The sequence below is a fragment of the Mycobacterium sp. pR1184 genome (assembly GCF_041287235.1).
GTDB lineage: Bacteria > Actinomycetota > Actinomycetes > Mycobacteriales > Mycobacteriaceae > Mycobacterium.
Genome location: NZ_JBGGKR010000003.1, coordinates 486,972 through 504,869, shown reverse-complemented (window position 1 = coordinate 504,869; position 17,898 = coordinate 486,972). Strand labels below are relative to the sequence as shown.

The 17,898-nt window shown below is 67.6% G+C and carries 20 protein-coding genes and 1 other RNA gene; 11 read left to right on the top strand and 10 right to left on the bottom strand.

The window, feature by feature from the left end; genetic code table 11:
• The first annotated feature begins 2 nt into the window (after positions 1-2).
• Positions 3-854, top strand: a complete 852-nt coding sequence (gene panB, locus ACAG21_RS08165) for a 3-methyl-2-oxobutanoate hydroxymethyltransferase (RefSeq protein WP_370495445.1) — start codon at positions 3-5, stop codon at positions 852-854.
• 1 nt (position 855) lies between these two features.
• Here the strand turns inward: panB and ACAG21_RS08160 are convergent, their stop codons facing one another.
• Positions 856-1,218, bottom strand: coding sequence for a heme-binding protein (locus ACAG21_RS08160; protein WP_370495444.1), 363 nt, complete (start codon positions 1,216-1,218; stop codon positions 856-858).
• Between the two features lie 141 nt (positions 1,219-1,359).
• On the opposite strand from ACAG21_RS08160, the gene ACAG21_RS08155 reads away from it, so the two are divergent.
• Together ACAG21_RS08155 and ACAG21_RS08150 are read left to right on the top strand one after the other, a co-directional pair.
• Positions 1,360-1,602 carry a hypothetical protein gene (locus ACAG21_RS08155; protein WP_370495443.1) on the top strand — a complete coding sequence of 81 codons (243 nt, stop codon included), beginning with the start codon at positions 1,360-1,362 and terminating at the stop codon, positions 1,600-1,602.
• 172 nt (positions 1,603-1,774) lie between these two features.
• The gene (locus tag ACAG21_RS08150) at positions 1,775-3,340 is read left to right on the top strand and encodes a CHAD domain-containing protein (RefSeq protein ID WP_370495442.1); all 1,566 of its coding nucleotides are present in this window, start codon (positions 1,775-1,777) and stop codon (positions 3,338-3,340) included.
• Between the two features lie 86 nt (positions 3,341-3,426).
• Here ACAG21_RS08150 and rnpB read toward each other — a convergent pair.
• Positions 3,427-3,828: RNase P RNA component class A (gene rnpB, locus ACAG21_RS08145), an RNA gene on the bottom strand.
• 140 nt (positions 3,829-3,968) lie between these two features.
• Here rnpB and ACAG21_RS08140 point away from each other — a divergent pair.
• Positions 3,969-5,144 (top strand): cytochrome P450, encoded by a 1,176-nt coding sequence (locus ACAG21_RS08140; protein WP_370495441.1) that lies wholly within the window; start codon positions 3,969-3,971, stop codon positions 5,142-5,144.
• Positions 5,141-5,335 carry a ferredoxin gene (locus ACAG21_RS08135; RefSeq protein WP_370495440.1) on the top strand — a complete coding sequence of 65 codons (195 nt, stop codon included), beginning with the start codon at positions 5,141-5,143 and terminating at the stop codon, positions 5,333-5,335. Before ACAG21_RS08140 ends, ACAG21_RS08135 begins: the two co-directional genes overlap by 4 nt.
• Before the next feature lie 5 nt (positions 5,336-5,340).
• On the opposite strand, the gene ACAG21_RS08130 is transcribed toward ACAG21_RS08135, so the two are convergent.
• Genes ACAG21_RS08130 through cobC form a run of 5 tightly spaced genes read right to left on the bottom strand, consistent with a single transcriptional unit; the run spans position 5,341 to position 10,018 of the window.
• The gene (locus ACAG21_RS08130) at positions 5,341-5,940 is read right to left on the bottom strand and encodes a TetR-like C-terminal domain-containing protein (RefSeq protein ID WP_370495439.1); all 600 of its coding nucleotides are present in this window, start codon (positions 5,938-5,940) and stop codon (positions 5,341-5,343) included.
• 16 nt (positions 5,941-5,956) lie between these two features.
• On the bottom strand, positions 5,957-7,084 hold the full coding sequence (locus ACAG21_RS08125) for a bifunctional RNase H/acid phosphatase (protein ID WP_370495437.1): 1,128 nt from the start codon (positions 7,082-7,084) through the stop codon (positions 5,957-5,959).
• Positions 7,081-7,818 (bottom strand): zinc ribbon domain-containing protein, encoded by a 738-nt coding sequence (locus ACAG21_RS08120; RefSeq protein WP_370495436.1) that lies wholly within the window; start codon positions 7,816-7,818, stop codon positions 7,081-7,083. Before ACAG21_RS08120 ends, ACAG21_RS08125 begins: the two co-directional genes overlap by 4 nt.
• Complete coding sequence (locus ACAG21_RS08115) at positions 7,815-8,954, bottom strand: Nif3-like dinuclear metal center hexameric protein (RefSeq protein ID WP_370495435.1); 1,140 nt, start codon at positions 8,952-8,954, stop codon at positions 7,815-7,817. Before ACAG21_RS08115 ends, ACAG21_RS08120 begins: the two co-directional genes overlap by 4 nt.
• Entirely contained in the window at positions 8,951-10,018 is a 1,068-nt protein-coding gene (gene cobC, locus ACAG21_RS08110) for an Rv2231c family pyridoxal phosphate-dependent protein CobC (RefSeq protein WP_370495434.1), read from the bottom strand. Before cobC ends, ACAG21_RS08115 begins: the two co-directional genes overlap by 4 nt.
• Before the next feature lie 83 nt (positions 10,019-10,101).
• Here cobC and ACAG21_RS08105 point away from each other — a divergent pair, with 83 nt between their 5' ends.
• From ACAG21_RS08105 to ACAG21_RS08095, 3 genes are read left to right on the top strand one after another with little or no spacing between them, the layout of a single operon-like run.
• Complete coding sequence (locus ACAG21_RS08105) at positions 10,102-10,773, top strand: HAD-IA family hydrolase (RefSeq protein WP_370495433.1); 672 nt, start codon at positions 10,102-10,104, stop codon at positions 10,771-10,773.
• On the top strand, positions 10,766-11,257 hold the full coding sequence (locus tag ACAG21_RS08100; protein ID WP_370495432.1) for a low molecular weight protein-tyrosine-phosphatase: 492 nt from the start codon (positions 10,766-10,768) through the stop codon (positions 11,255-11,257). Before ACAG21_RS08105 ends, ACAG21_RS08100 begins: the two co-directional genes overlap by 8 nt.
• Positions 11,257-12,081 carry an SURF1 family protein gene (locus ACAG21_RS08095; RefSeq protein WP_370495431.1) on the top strand — a complete coding sequence of 275 codons (825 nt, stop codon included), beginning with the start codon at positions 11,257-11,259 and terminating at the stop codon, positions 12,079-12,081. Before ACAG21_RS08100 ends, ACAG21_RS08095 begins: the two co-directional genes overlap by 1 nt.
• On the opposite strand, the gene ACAG21_RS08090 is transcribed toward ACAG21_RS08095, so the two are convergent.
• Positions 12,063-13,010 carry a cobalamin biosynthesis protein gene (locus ACAG21_RS08090; protein ID WP_370495430.1) on the bottom strand — a complete coding sequence of 316 codons (948 nt, stop codon included), beginning with the start codon at positions 13,008-13,010 and terminating at the stop codon, positions 12,063-12,065. The two genes, ACAG21_RS08095 and ACAG21_RS08090, sit on opposite strands and share 19 nt — an antisense overlap.
• Before the next feature lie 191 nt (positions 13,011-13,201).
• Here ACAG21_RS08090 and ACAG21_RS08085 point away from each other — a divergent pair, with 191 nt between their 5' ends.
• Together ACAG21_RS08085 and ACAG21_RS08080 are read left to right on the top strand one after the other, a co-directional pair.
• Positions 13,202-14,014 (top strand): oxygenase MpaB family protein, encoded by an 813-nt coding sequence (locus ACAG21_RS08085; RefSeq protein WP_370495429.1) that lies wholly within the window; start codon positions 13,202-13,204, stop codon positions 14,012-14,014.
• Between the two features lie 49 nt (positions 14,015-14,063).
• Positions 14,064-14,459, top strand: coding sequence for a VOC family protein (locus ACAG21_RS08080; RefSeq protein ID WP_370495428.1), 396 nt, complete (start codon positions 14,064-14,066; stop codon positions 14,457-14,459).
• A gap of 99 nt (positions 14,460-14,558) precedes the next feature.
• Here ACAG21_RS08080 and ACAG21_RS08075 read toward each other — a convergent pair whose 3' ends face one another.
• Entirely contained in the window at positions 14,559-15,671 is a 1,113-nt protein-coding gene (locus ACAG21_RS08075; RefSeq protein WP_370495427.1) for an epoxide hydrolase family protein, read from the bottom strand.
• Between the two features lie 105 nt (positions 15,672-15,776).
• Here ACAG21_RS08075 and ACAG21_RS08070 point away from each other — a divergent pair, with 105 nt between their 5' ends.
• Positions 15,777-16,517 carry a maleylpyruvate isomerase N-terminal domain-containing protein gene (locus ACAG21_RS08070; RefSeq protein WP_370495426.1) on the top strand — a complete coding sequence of 247 codons (741 nt, stop codon included), beginning with the start codon at positions 15,777-15,779 and terminating at the stop codon, positions 16,515-16,517.
• Between the two features lie 35 nt (positions 16,518-16,552).
• Here ACAG21_RS08070 and ACAG21_RS08065 read toward each other — a convergent pair whose 3' ends face one another.
• On the bottom strand, positions 16,553-17,446 hold the full coding sequence (locus ACAG21_RS08065; RefSeq protein WP_370495425.1) for a DUF732 domain-containing protein: 894 nt from the start codon (positions 17,444-17,446) through the stop codon (positions 16,553-16,555).
• Between the last annotated feature and the right edge of the window lie 452 nt (positions 17,447-17,898).

Genomic DNA, 17,898 nt, shown 5'->3' with positions numbered 1-17,898 from the left:
TGATGTCTGAGCAGCACGTTTACGGTGCAAACGCGACGGGTGAAGCCGCCAAAGCGCCCCGCACCAAAATCCGCACCCATCACCTACACAAAATGAAGGCCGAAGGCCACAAGTGGGCCATGCTCACGGCCTACGACTATTCGACGGCTCGCGTGTTCGACGAGGCCGGCATCCCGGTCCTGCTGGTCGGCGACTCGGCAGCCAACGTCGTCTACGGCTACGACACCACGGTGCCGGTCTCGATCGACGAGCTGATCCCGCTGGTTCGCGGCGTTGTCCGGGGCGCCCCACACGCCCTCGTCGTCGCCGACCTGCCGTTCGGCAGCTACGAGGCCGGGCCCACCGCCGCGCTGGCGGCCGCCACCCGCTTCATGAAGGAAGGCGGCGCGCATGCCGTCAAGCTCGAAGGCGGCGAGCGGGTCGCCGAACAGATCGCCTGCCTGACCGCGGCCGGTATCCCGGTGATGGCCCACATCGGCTTCACCCCGCAAAGCGTCAACAGCCTGGGTGGCTTCAAGGTGCAGGGCCGCGGCGACGCGGCCGAGCAGACCGTGCACGATGCGATCGCCGTGGCCGAAGCCGGCGCGTTCTCCGTCGTGATGGAAATGGTGCCCGCCGAATTGGCCACCCAGATCACCGGCAAACTGACCATCCCGACCGTCGGGATCGGCGCCGGCCCGAACTGCGACGCGCAGGTGCTGGTCTGGCAGGACATGGCCGGCATGAGCAGCGGCAAGTCGGCACGATTCGTCAAGCGATTCGCCAACGTCGGCGACGAATTACGCCGGGCCGCTATTCAATACGCGGAAGAAGTGGCCGGCGGAGTTTTCCCCGCCGACGAACACTGCTTCTGAGCTACTGCATTTGGCATCGACTCTTGAAGTCGGTCAACGGCTGCCGAATTGCTTCGAGGTCGGCGTGCGCCTGCGGATTGGCGTCCATGTACTGCTTGATCTGATCGCCAATCTCGCTCCGCGGCTGGCCTTTTAGGCTGGTGAAGTACGCGTTGACGTCCGGGTGGGTGAACAGATACACCGACGTCGCCGCGGCAACGCCCGAGGAAACCTGGGCGAGATCGGCTGCCGTGCAGTTCGGTGGCAGCGGCTCCGGGTCCGCTTGAGCCGAACCCACGGCGGCGAAAAGCATTGCACCGCTGATAGCGCCGGCGGCAATTCCACCGACGACCGCGCGCGAAGTGGCGAGCGCGAAAAACACCATCGTTAGCTCCTCTGTCAGGTATCCGATACCTACCCGCACGCAAACCATAAGCGGTTTCGGCGATTCCATGGACCAAATCCATTCATGTGGCAAAGAAGCAAAACCCCGCCGCATGGCTGCGGGGGCCGATATGCTTGCGAAATGAATCGGCGCCGCTGGATCGGGACACTGCTGGCAGTGTTGGCGATGATGCCAATTCCCGGAATTATTGTCGCGACGGGATCCGCCGGGCAGGCACAAGCCACGGTCTGTGTTGGCGCGGGCCGGCGTGTGTCGGTCAGCGGATGCGCCAACGTCGCCGACGCGATCCAGCGCTACGTACCGCCACCGACGGATTACGCGCCGATGCCGGAAGACACTCCGCCGCCTCCCCCGCCTCCGTAGTCGATCGCGCGGCGGGAAGCGGCCGTCCGCCCAGGCCAGTGGTCGCGGACACGCCGCAGCAACGATCGCTGCCGGCGGTGCAAGTGTGGTGTGGCACCCTATGGGTAACCAGCTACGAGCGTCGATGACCGTGTAATGCCGCGTCGGCGCGCCCCCCTATGGAGCCGAAAAAATGCCAGAAACCTCGCGCCATCTGGAGGTCGAGCGCAAGTTCGACGTCCTCGATTCGACGGTCACGCCGTCGTTCGAAGGCATCGCGACGGTGGCCCGGGTGGAGAAGTTGCCGACGCAATCGCTGGACGCGATGTACTTCGATACGCAGACGCAGGACCTCGCCCGCAACAAGATCACGCTGCGTCGCCGCACCGGCGGCCACGACGCCGGCTGGCACCTGAAGTTGCCGGCCGGGCCCGACGCCCGCACCGAGATCCGCATGCCCCTGGGCTCCGCGGACGACGACACCGTGCCCAGCGAATTGCTGGACGTGGTGCTGGCGATTGTCCGTGACCGGCCGCTGCGACCCGTTGCCCGGATCACGACTCAACGCGACAGCCAGGTGCTGTACAGCACCGAAGGCGCGCCGTTCGCTGAGTTCAGCAACGACCACGTCCGCGCCTGGTCGGCCAATGCGACCGAAAGCCCCGACGCGGAGCCCGTCGTCCAGGAGTGGCGCGAATGGGAACTCGAGCTCGACGAATCCCGTGGGGCGGCCGACACCGAGCTGCTGAGCCGGCTGAGCAACCGGCTGCTGGATGCCGGCGGCGAACCCGCGAACCATGCGTCCAAGCTGGCGCGGGTGCTCGGTACGACGTTGCCGACCAACGGTTCTGAGCCGCCCGAAGATCCGGTGCAGCGGGCGATCGCCGAGCAAATCAACGAGCTGGTGGTGTGGGACCGCGCGGTGCGCGCCGACGTCTTCGACTCCGTGCACCAGATGCGGGTCACCACCCGCAAAATCCGCAGCCTGCTCAAGGACGCCCAAGCGGGATTGTCCGACGACACCCATGCCTGGGTCCTCGACGAGCTGCGCGAGCTCGCCGGCGTCTTGGGCGTGGCACGCGATGCCGAGGTGCTCGCGCAGCGCTACGAGCAAGAGCTGGACCGGCTCCCCCCGGAGCTGGTGCGGGGACCCGTGCGCGAACGCCTGATCGAGGGCGCCAAGCGCCGCTACCAGTCGGGGCTGCGCCGGTCGCTGATCGCGATGCGGTCGCAGCGCTACTTCCGGCTGCTCGACGCACTCGATTCGATCGTTGCCGAAACGCCGACGACCGCGACCGGTGAGCAGCCGGCGCCGGTCACCATCGATGCCGCCTACAAGAAGGTACGCAAGGCCGCCAAGGCGGCCGCCGAAGCAGACCAGGCCGCGCATGCGCACGAAGAGCAGCTCGCCGCGGGCGCCGATGAGGATCCCGACGACGACGAAGAGCACGATCGCGACGAAGCGCTGCACGTAATTCGTAAGCGCGCCAAGCGACTTCGCTACACCGCCGCGGCGACCGGGGCGGACGACGTCTCCAAGCAGGCCAAGGCCATCCAGTCGCTGCTCGGCGACCATCAGGACAGCGTGGTCAGCCGGGAACACCTGATCCAGCAGGCCGATGCCGCGCACGCCGCGGGCGAAGACACCTTCACCTATGGCCTGCTCTACCAGCAGGAGTCGGATCTGGCCGAGAGCTGCCGCCAGCAGCTCGACGAGGCGCTGCACAAGCTCGACAAGTCGGTGAAGAAAGCGCGCTGACTCAACCTGGTCCCGCGAGACTGTAACTGGCGACGCTGCCTCTCGGGCGACGTGTTGCCAGTTGCAGTCTCGCGCTGACATAGGGGCGGGCGAGTTGGCCTGTAAGCCGGATTCTGTTCCCCACCGCCGCGGCGTAACCAACGGCGGCACGGCGGCGACCATCCATCTGGACACACCGTTGCCGGGTGCCTCAAGCGGCCTACCCGCAGGCTCGGGCGAGCAACCCTCAATCGCCTGCGCGGCCGCACCTTTCGGCGCGGCCTTCTTGACCTTGCTTCGGGTGGGGTTTGCCTAGCCACCCCGGTCACCCGGGATGCTGGTGCGCTCTTACCGCACCGTTTCACCCTTACCACCACGAGGGTGGCGGTTTGTTTTCTGTGGCACTTTCCCGCGAGTCGCCTCGGATTGCTGTTAGCAATCACCCTGCTCTGTGAAGTCCGGACTTTCCTCGACTCGTCAGCACGAGCCGCGGCCGCCCAGCCAACTCGTCCGCACGAACACGGTACTCGCTGGTCAATCTCCTGGCCAGCGGCGCCACGGCGGTGTGGGGGATCGATCACCCGGGCCTGGCTATTGCCCAATTTTTCTAATCATTGCCTAAATAAGAAGTTGGTGCCACGCTGACCGCATGACAGAAGCGCAAGGATTCGTCGACCAGTCGGTCACCGGCCTCGCGGAGCCGCAACCCATGTACAAGCTGTTGCGCGAATCGAACCCGGTATTCCGGTCGGAGCAGGCGGTGGTGCTCAGCCGCCTCGCCGATATCGAGATGGCGCTCAAGCACACTGAGCTGTTTTCGTCGAACATGGACGCGGTCAACCTCGGCAACATTCGACCGCTGATTCCGTTGCAAGTCGATCCTCCCGAGCACGCGAAGTACCGCCGTGTCCTCGACCCGCTGTTCACTCCGCGGGAGATGGCCCGACGTGAACCACAGGTCACCGAGCTGGTGAACGAGATGATCGATCGCTTCGCCGGGCGGGGCGAATGCGACTTCCACGCCGAGTTCGCGGTGCCACTTCCCTGCACCGTCTTCCTGCAACTGCTCGGCTTGCCGCTGGAAGACCTCGACAAATTCCTGGAATGGAAGGACGGCGTGATCCGCCCGGAGGGCGACTCCGGATTCAACCGCCGACACGAGAGTTCAGCGCCAGTGGCGCAACAAATCTACGAGTATTTCGAGCGCGCCATCGACGACCACATCGCCAGCCCGCGCGACGACGTGCTGTCCGCGATGATCGCGGCGAACCTGAGCGCGGAGGGCCGGCCGCTGTCACGCGAGGAGTTGCTGGACATCTGCTTCCTGTTCCTGATCGCTGGGCTCGACACGGTCACGGACTCGCTGGACTGTTTCTTCGTATATCTGGCGCGCCATCCCGAGCACCGTCATCAGCTTGTTGAACAGCCCGACATTCTGCCGCACGCGGTCGAAGAGTTGTTGCGTTGGGAGACACCGGTTCCCGGTGTGGCCCGCGTCGCCATGCAAGACGTCGAGGTGGGCGGATGCCCGATCAGCAAAGGTGAGCGGGTCAGCCCGCTGCTCGGCGCGGCCAACACCGACCCCGCCGAGTTCCCCGACCCCGAGTTGGTGGACTTCAACCGCAACCCGAACCGGCACCGCGCGTTCGGCGGCGGGCCACACCGCTGCCTCGGATCTCACCTGGCCCGAATGGAGCTGCGGGTGGCGTTGCGCGAATTCCACCGGCGCATACCGGATTACGAGATCAAACCCGGCACGCAGCTGACGTACACGGCCGCACTGAGATCGGTGGAGTCGCTGCCACTGGTCTTCGACGTGTCATGAGCAGGGTGTCCGTCGACCCCGACCTGTGCACCGGGCACGGACGCTGTTACAGCCTGGCACCCGAGGTCTTCGACGCCGACGACGTCGGCCACTGCGTGGTGCTCGTCGAGGAAGTCTCGGGGGCTCTGGAAGAGCAGGCCGCCGTCGGGGCGCAAAACTGCCCCGAGCAAGCGATCACGCTGTCGCGCTGACCAGCTCACGTGGCCTGTTCGGCCGCAATCGCGTGGTAGGCCAGGTCGACGATCGCTGAGCAATACTCCTCTTCGGTAAGAGCGTCGGAGTACAGCGCGCGAATGTTGATGGGCGCCAGGAGAACCTGGGTGGCAGCTACCGTGGTGATGCCGTCGCGTAGTTCGCCGCGCCGTCTGGCCCGGTCGATGATCTGGCGTACCACCGCGAAACGGGCCCGCCAGAACATCATTCGGGTTTCTTCGTCGTGACGCCCACGCGGTCCCATCACCAAAGCCCGCAAGAATGCCCGGCCCACTTCGGTGTTGACGCGCTTGGCGACGCTGATGGCCAGTACTTCCAGGTCCCCGCGCAACGAACCCGTGTCCGGAACCTCACCCCAGGTCTCGAGATCAGCGAGCGCTGCGTCGACGATCAGCCGTTGACGATCGCCCCAGTGGTGGTAGATCGTCTCCGCGTCGATGCGATGACGCTCGGCCAGTGCCTCGATGCTGAATCGCTCGACGCCCCAGCGGGCCAACTCGTCGAGCACGGCCGGCATCACCTGCGCCCGGACCTCTGCCGGAACGGCGTCGGGCAATGCGTCCGGTGGTTGATCCGGCGACATCCACTACTCCTAGCGCCTAGAGGTAGCCGGTCTGATTCACGAGTCGCACCGAAGATGCCCCGTCCGAATAGAACTCAGCGATGCTCAAGGATGCCAGGTCAAGGTGCAATCTGTACAGGATCTCGGGCCCGGCATCCAGCGCCAGGCGCAGCAACATCTTGATCGGCGTGACGTGCGATACGACCAGCACCGTGGCACCGGGATGGGTGGCCAGGATTCGCTCGCGCGCCTGGTACACCCGGTCGGCCGCGGCATCGAAGCTCTCGCCGCCCGGCGGCTCCGTGCTGGTGTCGCGCAGCCAGCGGGTGTGTAAGTCGGGATCGCGTTCGGCGGCCTCGGCGAACGTCAGCCCCTCCCAACCGCCGAAGTCGGTCTCGATCAGGTCGTCGTCCACGGTCACGTCCAAGCCCAGCGCCTTGGCCGCCGCGGACGCGGTGTCGTAGGCGCGTTGCAGCGGCGAGGAGATCACCGCGGCGATACCACCGCGCCCTGCCAGATACCGCGCCGCCGCTTGGGCCTGCCGGCGGCCCAGGTCGGTCAGTTCCGGATTGCCCCGCCCGGAATAGCGCCGCTGCACCGACAGTGCGGTCTGCCCGTGGCGCAGCAACAGCAACCTGGTCGGGACGCCTCGCGCTCCGGTCCAGCCGGGCGGTGACGACGGTTGTGTCACAGCGGATTTCGCTTCGGATTCGGACGGCGTCGGCTCGGGGATCGCCGATTCGGCTTCCTGCGAACATAATTCGGCCGCGGCGTCCATCGCTTCGTTGGCCAGCCGATCGGCATGCTTGTTGCGTTCGCGCGGTATCCACGTGTAGCTGACCCGTTCGAACCGCACCGCCAGCTTTCGGGCCTCGGCGTGCAACTCGATCAGGTCGGGGTGCTTGACCTTCCATCGCCCCGACATCTGCTCCACCACCAGCTTGGAATCCATGAAGACGTCAGCCTCGCGGGCACCGAGCCGCACGGCATCTTCCAAACCGGCTATCAGCCCGCGGTATTCGGCGACGTTGTTGGTCGCCCGGCCGATCGCCTGCTTGCTTTCGGCCAGCACGGTGTCGCGATGCTCGGCGTGCACCACCGCGCCGTAGCCCGCCGGCCCGGGATTGCCGCGGGATCCGCCGTCGGCTTCGATGACGACCTTCACTGGCCGGGCCCCTTGACCCGCAACAGGATCGCGCCGCACTCCGGGCAGCGCACCACGTCGTCGTCGGCCGCCGCCGAAATGCGGGCCAGCTCGCCCCGGTCGATCTCGATCCGGCATGCGCCGCACCGGTGCCCGAGCAGCGGCCCGGCGCCCGGTCCTCCCCCGGCCCGCTGTCGCTCGTATAGGGCGGACAAAGCGGGGTCCAGCGCCGCGGCCAGCCGGTCCCGTTGCGACGCGTGCGCCTGGCGGGTCTCGTCGATTTCGGCCAGGGCGGCGTCGAGGCCCTGCTGCGCTCCGGCCAGCTCGGCCTGCAGCGCCTCCATCGCGTCCTGCTCGACGATCGCCTGGGCCTGCAACTCCTCGCGACGTTCCATGACTTCCAGCAGCGAATCTTCCAGGCTGCTCTGACGGCGCGTCAGGGTTTCCAGTTCGTGCTGCAGGTCCGCCAGCTGCTTGGCGTCGGTGGCCCCCGAGTCCAGCAACGACCGGTCGCGGTCTTCGCGCTGGCGCACCGCCGCGATCTCCGACTCGTAGCGCGACACCTGAGTATCCAAGTCCTCCAACGCGATTCGCACCGCACCCAGCCGATTATTGGCGGCGTCGTGTTCGGCGCGCATCCGCTCGATGGCCTCGCGCTGCGGCAGCCGAGTCGCCCGATGCGCGATCCGGGTCAGCTCCGCGTCCAGCTCGGACAATTCCAACAGCGAACGCTGCTGTGCTACTTCGGCTTTCATGATTGATCTCCACATGTCTCGTGGCCGAGATTCCAGGGGTCGGTGCGAGTGGTGGACACCTGTACCGGCAGGTGCGCACCGAAACGGGACCGCAGTATCTCGGCGGCTTGCGCGCACCAGGGGAATTCGCTGGCCCAGTGTGCGACGTCGATCAGCGCCACGTCCGAGCCCCGGCAATGCTCGTCGGCCGGATGGTGGCGCAGGTCGGCGGTCACATAGGCCTGCACGTCGGCGCCGGCAGCAAGGCTCAGCAGCGAATCGCCGGCGCCGCCGCACACCGCGACCCGCGACACGACCCGGTCCGGGGCACCGGCGGCGCGCACGCCCCAGGACGTCTGCGGCAACGCGGCACCAACCCGGGAGACAAAGGCGCGCAATGGTTCTGACTTGGACAGTGTGCCGATGCGGCCCAACCCGGCGTCACCCGGCACAGGCACCAGGGCGAAAATGTCGAACGCGGGCTCCTCGTAGGGGTGGGCGGCGCGCATCGCGGCCAGCACCGCCGCCCGGGCCCGCGCGGGTGCGACGACCTCGAAGCGGTCTTCGTCCACCCGCTCGACGGTCCCGACGCTGCCCACCGCGGGTGTGGCGCCGTCGTGCGGCAAGAACTGCCCGATACCGCTGACGCTCCAGCTGCAATGCGAGTAGTCGCCGATGTGGCCGGCGCCGGCCTCGAACACGGCCGCCTGCACCGCTGCTGCGTTCGCGCGCGGCACATAGATCACCCACTTGTCGAGATCGGCGGGCTCCGAAAGGGGTTCGAGCACGGCCTCGACCGTCAGGCCAAGAGCGTGCGCCAGCGCGTCGGAGACACCGGGCGATGCCGAGTCGGCGTTGGTGTGCGCGGTGAACAGCGAACGCCCGCTTCGGATCAGCCGGTGCACCAGCGCGCCCTTGGGCGTGTTGGCCGCGACCGTGTCGACCCCGCGCAACAGCAGTGGGTGATGAGCCAGCAGCAGGCCCCCCTCGGGGACTTCGTCGACGACCGCCGGAGTGGCATCGACGGCGATCGTCACCGAATCCAGCACATCATCGGGGTCCCCGCACACCAGGCCAACCGAATCCCACGATTGGGCGAGCCGCGGCGGGTAGGCCTCGTCCAAAACCTCGATGACGTCCGACAGCCGTGCGCTCACCGTTGCCTCCCAGCATTGGAGACCGGCGTGGCCTCCGAGATCGCCTGGACCAGCAGCGGCCACTCCCGGCGCACCGCGACTCGCAGATAGCTCTCGTCGAGGCCGACGAACGTGTCGCCGCGGCGCACGGCAATCCCCTTGTCGTGCAAGCCGTTTCGCATTCGAACAGCATCGGGGATGCGGAAGAGGACAAACGGGGCGCGGCCGTCGACCACCTCGGCGCCCACCGCCGTCAGAGCGGCCACCATCTCGGTGCGCACCAGCATCAGCCGCGCGGCGTCGGCTTGCGCCTCGGCAACCGCGTCGGCCGCACAGCAGGCGTCGATGGCTGTCAGCTGCAGCGTGCCCACCGGCCAGTGCGCGCGCCGGGAGGTCAACCGCGCCAATAGCTCTGGGACGCCCAATGCATAGCCCACCCGCAATCCGGCCAGCGCCCAGGTCTTGGTCAGACTGCGCAGCACCAGGACGTCGGCCGGCGAGTCCGCGGCCAGCGACTCCGGCTCGCCGGGAATCGAATCGGCGAACGCCTCGTCGACCACCAGGATCCGTCCGGGTCGCCGCAACGCCAGCAGCTGCTCGCGGCGGTGCAGCACGCCGGTCGGGTTGGTCGGATTGCCCACCACGACGAGATCGGCGTCCTCGGGCACGCCTTGAGCCTCCAACGCTGTGTCAAGGCCGAACGGCGGGTCGAGGACGACGTGGTGCACCGGCACACCGGCCGCGCTCAGCGCGACGGCCGGCTCGGTGAACGAGGGGGCGATCAGCGCCGCCCGGGTCGGCCGCAGGTTGGGCAGCAGCGCGAACCCTTCGGCGGCCCCGGCCAGCGGCAGCACCTCGTCGCGGGCCCGGCCGTGCCGCCGCGCGACCGCGTATTGCGCCCGGTGCAGGTCCTCGATGCCGGGGTAGCGCGCCAGGTCGGGCAGCCGCGCGGCCAGCCGCTCGACCAGCCAGTGCGGCGGCTGCGCATGACGGACGTTGACGGCGAAATCGAGCATGCCCGGCGCGGCGGCCTGATCACCGTGATAGCGCGCCATCGCCAGCGGGCTCGGGTCCGGACTCGCCATCCGTGAAACACTAGTGCGCCGTCCTGGGAGCCCGGCAGGAACACCGTCACACCGCGATGTTGCCCATCTAGGACAATGGTGTCGTGACACGAGCAGTTTCGGCCGATGGCCAGGCCCCGCAGCTGGTGATCTTCGATCTCGACGGCACGCTGACCGACTCCGCGGCGGGCATCGTCGCCAGCTTCACCCATGCCCTCGAGCACGTCGGCGCCCCGGTGCCCGAGGGTGACCTGGTGGCCCAGATCGTCGGGCCGCCAATGGACGAAACGTTCCAGCTGATGCTCGGCGAGGACGCCGACGCGGCGTTCACGGCGTTTCGGGCCGAGTACGGCGCCCGGGGCTGGTCGAACAACAGCCTGTTCGAGGGGATCGAGCCGCTGCTGGCCGATCTGCGTGCGGCCGGGGTGCGGCTGGCCGTGGCCACCTCGAAGCTGGAGCCGACGGCACGGCGGGTCCTTGCCCACTTCGCGCTCGATCACCATTTCGAGGTCATCGCCGGCGCGTGCTCGGACGGTACTCGCCGCAGCAAGGAAGAGGTGCTGGCCCATGCGCTGGCCCAGCTGCAGCCGCTGCCCGAGCGCGTGCTGATGGTCGGCGATCGCAGTCACGACGTCGACGGGGCGGCCGCACACGGCATCGACACGGTCGTCGTCGGCTGGGGCTACGGCAAGGCGGACTTCGCCGACGGATACGCCGTGACCGGAGTCACCCACGCGGCGACGATCGCCGACCTGCGGAGGGCGTTGGGTGTCTGAGGCATTGCACGTCACTTTCGTGTGCAGCGGCAACATCTGCCGCTCGCCGATGGCCGAGAAGATGTTCGCCGATCAGCTGCGGCAGCGCGGTCTCGCCGATGCGGTGCGGGTGACCAGCGCGGGCACCGGAAACTGGCACGTCGGCAGTGGTGCCGACGAGCGGGCGGCCAAAGTATTGCGGGCCCACGGCTACTCCACCGCTCACCGCGCCGCGCAGGTCAACGACGACCACCTGGGCGCTGACCTGGTGGTGGCCTTGGGCCGCAACCATCTTCGGATGCTGCAGCAACTCGGTGTCGAGAACGACCGGATCAGGATGTTGCGCTCGTTCGACCCGCGATCGGGCGCCCATGCCCTCGACGTCGAGGATCCCTACTACGGCGACCATGCCGACTTCGAAGAGGTGTTGGCCGTCATCGAGGCCGCGCTGCCCGGCCTACACGACTGGGTCGACGAACAGCTAGCGCAAAACGGGCACGGTTGATGCGGCGTTTTCTCGCACGGTTGGCATTCCTGCTCCGGCCCGGCTGGATAGCGCTGATCCTGGTGGTCATCGCCTTCACCTACCTGTGCTTCATGGTGCTCGCGCCGTGGCAGCTGGGAAAGAACGCCCGCACGTCGCGCGAAAACCATCAGATCGAGAACTCGCTGAACACCGCGCCGGTGCCCTTGAAAACCTTGTTGCCCCAGCAGGATTCGTCGGCCCCGGCTGCGCAGTGGCGACGGGTGACCGCGACCGGGCACTACCTGCCCGACGTCGAGGTGCTGGCCCGGTTGCGGGTCGTCGAGGGCGATCAGGCCTTCGAGGTGCTGGTCCCGTTTGTCGTCGACGACGGGCCGACCGTGCTCGTCGACCGCGGTTACGTGCGTCCCGAGCCCGGTTCACATGTCCCGCCGATCCCGCGTCCCCCGCAGGACAAGGTGACCATCACGGCGCGGCTGCGTGACTCCGAGCCCCCGGTCACCGACAAGGAGCCGTTCTCCAGAGACGGTGTGCAGCAGGTATATTCGATCAACACCGACCAGGTTTCGGTGCTGACCAAGGTGCCGCTAGCCGGGTCCTATCTGCAACTGGTCGAAGGCCAGCCGGGCGGTCTCGGCTTGATCGGCGTGCCGCACCTCGACGCCGGACCGTTCCTGTCCTACGGCATCCAGTGGATTTCGTTCGGCATCCTGGCGCCGATCGGGCTGGCCTATTTCGCCTACTCCGAGATCCGGGTCCGGCGTCAGGAAAAGCAAGCGAAAGCGCCGGAAACCCCGCTGACGGTCGAGGAGAAACTCGCCGACCGCTACGGCCGCCGCCGGTAGAAGCGCACGCTCGATAGCGCGGCCAGCAACACCGCGGCCCCCAGCTGCACCACTCGCGACAGCGCGACCGCGCGGCGCAGATCGGCCGCGATCGGCTGACGCCCGTCGCCCAGGGTCGGGCGGATCTGCAACTCGTGGTGATACTGCGTGGGCCCGCCCAGCCGCACACCCAGCGCGCCCGCGAAAGCCGCCTCGACGACACCGGCGTTGGGACTGGGATGACGAACCGCGTCGCGGTGCCAGGCCGTGGCGGCGTCCACCGGCGACCCGCCGACCAGCGGTGCGCACGCCACCACGAGCATCGCGGTTACCCGGGCCGCGACGTAGTTGGCGGCGTCGTCCAATCGTGCTGCAGCCCAACCGAATCGGATGTAGCGGGGTGAGCGGTGGCCGATCATCGCGTCCAGGGTGTTGATCGCGCGGTACATCAGCACACCGGGCACCCCGCCCGCGCTCGCCCACAGCAGCGGCGCCACCTGCGCATCGGAGGTGTTCTCGGCGACGGACTCCAGCGCCGCGCGGGTCAGCCCCGAGCCGTCCAGCCGGGACGGGTCACGCCCACACAAGGACGGCAGCAGCCGGCGCGCGGCTTCGATGTCGTTGCGATCGAGCAGCTGGGCCATGTCCAGGCCGGTGCGCGCCAACGACGTTCCACCCACCGCGACCCAGGTCGCGGTGGCAGTGGCGGCGATCGACCACAACGGGTTCCGGTTTGCGGTGGCCCGCTGCACGGCCGTGCCGATCAGCCCCACCGAGCCGACCGCGAGGCCCACGTGCAGTGCACCGGCGATCTTGGCGTCGCGATAGGTGAACCGCTCCAGCCTGGTGGCCGCGTCGCCGAATGCCGCGACGGGGTGGCCCGTTTTCGGGTCGCTCAGCGCGAGGTCGGCCAGGTAGCCGACCAGCACGCCGGCGACCCGGGTCCGCATCGCAACCACCCCGGCAGCGTCTCACACGCGCCTTGCGGAGCGCGCCGCTAGGCGATCGACACGACGATCAGAACCGCGGCCGCGACGGCGGTGCCGGCCAGTACCCACCACAGCAGTGACGACGTATCGAGGTCCATGAGTCCACAGATGCCCACTTCCGGCCGGAACTAACGTCTGGTCTACTCGGGTGCATGAAGCCCGTGACCCGGGTCGCCGACCTGCTCAACGCGGCGGCGCTGCTGCTGCCTGCCGCGAACGTGATCATGCAGTTGTCCTTGCCGGGCGTCGGCTACGGCGTGCTGGAGAGCCCGGTCGACAGCGGCAACGTCTACAAGCACCCGTTCAAGCGGGCCCGCACCACCGGCACCTACCTGGCGGTGGCGACCATCGGGACCGAGTCCGACCGGGCGTTGATCCGTGACGCCGTCGACGTCGTGCACCGCCAGGTCCGGTCCACCGCGGTCAGCCCGGTGTCCTACAACGCGTTCGACCCCAAGCTGCAGCTGTGGGTGGCTGCCTGCCTGTATCGCTACTTCGTCGATCAGCACGAGTTCCTCAAAGGACCACTGGACGAGGTCAGCGCCGAGGCGGTCTATCAGGACGCCAAACGGTTGGGCACGACGTTGCAGGTGCCCGAGCGGATGTGGCCGCCGGACCTCGTCGCGTTCGACGAGTACTGGAAGCGTTCGCTCGACGAGCTGCGCATCGACCCGCCGGTGCGCGAGCACCTGCGCGGCGTGGCCGCGATGGCGTTTCTGCCGTGGCCGTTGCGCATGCTGGCCGGTCCGCTCAACCTGTTCGCGACGACGGGGTTCTTGGCCCCGGAGTTCCGGGCGATGATGCAGCTGGACTGGTCGCAGCGTCAGCAGCGCCGGTTCGAGTGGCTGCTGTCGGCCTTACGGCTGGCCGACCTTTTCATCCCGCACCGCGCGTGGCTCTTCGGCTATCAGCTTTACCTGTGGGACATGCGATTTCGGGCGCGGCGCGGCTGGCGGATTGTCTAGCCGGCGACGAGCAGGCATCGTCGGCGCGTTCGGCTCGTACAGTCGAGTCATGACCTTCCCCGCCCTCAACCATGTCGCAGTCACGGTGCGTGACATCGGCGTCAGCGGTCCTTGGTACCGCAAGCTGCTCGGCACCGACCCCATGCTCGACGAGCACACCGACGCCGGATTCCGCCATCAGGTGTGGCTGCTGCCCAACGGCACCGTGTTCGGCATCCATCAACACGACCACGAGGCGCCCGACGAGAAATTCAGCGAACATCGCGTCGGCCTGGACCATGTCGGGTTCGGCTGCGCCAACCGCGCCGAACTCGAAGACTGGATCACCCGGCTCGACCAGCTCGGCATCGCCCACGGCGGCATCATCGACGCGCCCTACGGCTCGGGCCTGAGCTTCCGCGACCCCGACGGCATTGCGCTGGAGTTCTTCGCCCTGCCGGGCTGACACAGCGGGCCCCGCACACGCCGAGCGTGAACTCCACGACGCACACCCGGCGTGTTGCGTCGTTAAATGCACACTCGAGCACCGATTAAGGCTGAGCGCTCAGCGGACCGTGGCGAAAAACGCGCGCACGTCCTCGACGAACAACTCGGGTTGTTCGAACGCGGCGAAGTGACCGCCGCGCGGCATGTCCGTCCAGTGCGTGATGTTGTAGTTCGGCTCGCACCAGCTGCGCTGCATCTTCAGCAACTCACCGGGGAAAGCGGCTACGCCGGTGGGCAATTCGACTCGACTGCCCGAGCCGAAGTTGCGGAAGCTCTCCCAGTACATCCGCGCCGACGACGTGGCCGCGTTGTTGACCCAGTAGACCATCACGTTGTCGAGCAACTCGTCTCGGCTGATGACGTTCTCCGGATGCCCGTCGCAGTCTGCCCAGGCCCAGAACTTCTCAACGATCCAGGCCAACTGACCGACCGGCGAATCGGCCAGACCGTAGCCCAGGGTCTGCGGCCGGGTGGACTGCTGCTTGGAATAGCCGGTGCCCCACTCGCGGTGCTCGGCCATCGCGGCCAGCGCGGCTTTCTCCTGCTCGGTCGGGTTGTCCAGGTTGCCCGGCCGGCCGATCGGCATGTTCAGGTGAATTGCCGTGCAGCGCCCCCGGTTTCGGCCGATCTGCGTGGTGACCGCCGCCCCCCAGTCGCCACCCTGGGCGCCGTAGTTCTGATATCCCAGCCCGACCATCAGCTGATCCCAGGCCTGGGCGGTCTTCTCCACACCCCACCCGGTGCGGGTGGGCTTACCGGAGAAGCCGTATCCGGGCAGCGACGGGCACACGACGTGGAAAGCATCCTCGGCACGGCCGGACGCCGGATCGGTCAGCGGCTCAATCACCTTGTGAAACTCCACAATTGAGCCCGGCCAGCCGTGCGTGATCACCAGCGGGAAGGCGTCGGAGTGCGGCGATCGCTGGTGAATGAAATGAATGTCCAGCCCGTCGATATCGGTGACGAACTGGTCGAAGCGGTTGAGTGCGGCCTCGCGCGAGCGCCAGTCGTATTCGTTGGCCCAGTAGTCGGCAAGCTCGCGGGTGTAGGCCAGCGGAATGCCCTGACTCCAATCGTCCACACATTCGGCTTCCGGCCATCGAGTGCGCGCCAGGCGCGACCGTAGATCATCGAGTACGTCGTCGGGAACGTCGATTCGAAACGGCTTCACGCACTCATAGTGCCGCCGGCGATGAACCTGGCGATAGCCGCCCCGGCTCCGGTCGCGGCCGCGTCGCTCTTACCGTTCTCTTAGTATTTCTGTAGCGTGTCCGCCATGAGCGACGCGATCCCTACCGGCGCGAGGCGTCACCTGCGCTCCAGCGCCGACGCCGCGGCGGCGTACCGTACCGTGCAGGGGCGCGTCGATGCGTTGCTGCGGGGCCGCACCGACCTATGCGAGCGCGCCGTGCCGGCCTGCCCCGGTTGGTCCGTTCGCCAGACGGTGTGCCACCTGGCCGGTACCGCCCAGGACGCGGTCGCGGCCAACCTCGCCAATGTGGGCACCGACGAATGGACCCGAGCCCAGCTCGACCGGCTGGCCGATCGCAGCCTTAACGAGGTGCTCGACCTGTGGGCGACGGCCACCGAGACCGTCGTCGAATTCTTGACCGATAGCCCGAAACTCGTTGGTGCCCAGGCAGTTTTCGACGCCCTTACCCATGAACACGACATCCGGGGCGGGCTCGGCGAACCCGGTGCTCGGACAGCGGATCCGGCTTTCGCAGTGGCCGTCGGATTCTTGACGACCATGATCGACCGGACCATCCGGCGCAATGGGTATCCATGCCTGCGGTTGACGACCCCGACCACGGGAACCACGCAACTCGGCGACCCCGCCACGGCGCCCGGCCAAATCGGGCTTGAAATCAGCGATTTCGAGGCGCTACGCGTCTTCGGCGGCCGGCGCAGCCGCCGTCAGCTGGCAAACCTGCCCTGGGATGGCGACCCCGCGGGGCTGCAGCCGATCTTCCACACCGTCGCGGTGCGGCCGCCCGCCGACGATCTCTGCGAATAGAGCGGGCTGCTGGTCGGGGTTGGCACTGCCCGGTCTCAAGGTGCGACCCTGATCAACCCCGGCTCCTTCGGTGGCGAAGTCGGCGGAGGCGGTGGCGCGGGCGGCGAGGGTGGCGGCAACTGTTGCGGAGGAGGCGGCGGCGGTTCCTGTGGCGGAGGCGGCGGTTCCTGTGGCGGACGCGGCGCCACTTGTTGCGGAGGAGGCGGTGGCTCCTGCGGCGCGGGCGGCAGCTGTTGCGGAGGCGCAGGCAACTGTTGCGGAGGCAGTGGCTCCTGTGGCGGAGGCGCAGGCAAACGTTGAGGCAGCGGCTGCTGTGGTCGAGGCGGTGCCGCGATCGGCGGCGGTGGTGCCTGGAGGTGCGCCAAAGGCGGTGGTTCGGGAATCGTCGGCGGGTCCGGATCGGCGATCCCCGCGGGGCGAACAATTCCGATCAGCGAGACGGGCGCGCTGCCATGAACCGGAAAACCCGCCGGGCGAATGCCGTCGGCGGCCCGCCGGGTCGGCTCATTCCATCCCGCTTTGGGACGGGTGATGAGGACCGCGAGTTTGCTCTTGTCGTATGGGCAGTAGGCCCCGACTGCTGCAATGACGAAGCGCCCCTCGGTGCGTGTGAGGGGGCCGCGGGCGATCTGGCTCTGGGACGGATCATCGCTCACGGCATTGTCAACCAGAGTGTCCACAACGCGGTTCGCCGGCGTGCCGTTATCCAGTGCCTGACAAACCTTGTGAGCCGTCTCGACGAGGCTTGGCACGCCTGCCACGGCGGGGACGCCTTCATCATCGAGAAGCGCCAGAAAATGGTCGTCGTTTGGGTCAGCCGCTGCTGCACCGCCGCGCACTATTGCAACGCTGCCGAGCAAAGCGATGGCGGCAATCGGAATGCCGACATAGCTGGTGATGCCATTGAATCGGGAGGTGCCGGTCAACATGAGAGGGCTTCCATTCTGCAAGAGCCCGTCCCGACGGACTTCGGATAATCACCTAGGCCGCAGGTGTGATCGCCTGCGGGTGTCGTCGTTGACGGGCGCCGGATCCGTCTCTCAGGAGACATCGGCAGCAGGCGTCGTCCGGCGAAGGCGCCGGCGCTCGGCACCCTGAGCGATGTGCCGCCGGGCAAACGGAGATGACGGGCGAAGTGAACCTCGTCCATCTCAATGCATCCCAGCAGCCGCAGGACGATGCGCCTGGCAATCGCACTGCCGCTGGCCAACGACATAGCAAGATCGTACCGCCGGCGCGCGGCGTTGGCTGACTGTAAGTACGAGCTGCGAAAGATGTGTTGCGGATTGTGAAACATCAACTGAACGAGCGTCTTTCGAGCGGCGGATCGGCTGGTTAGGGTGCTATAACACCGGCACAGCGCGACGATCCCGCCGACTGA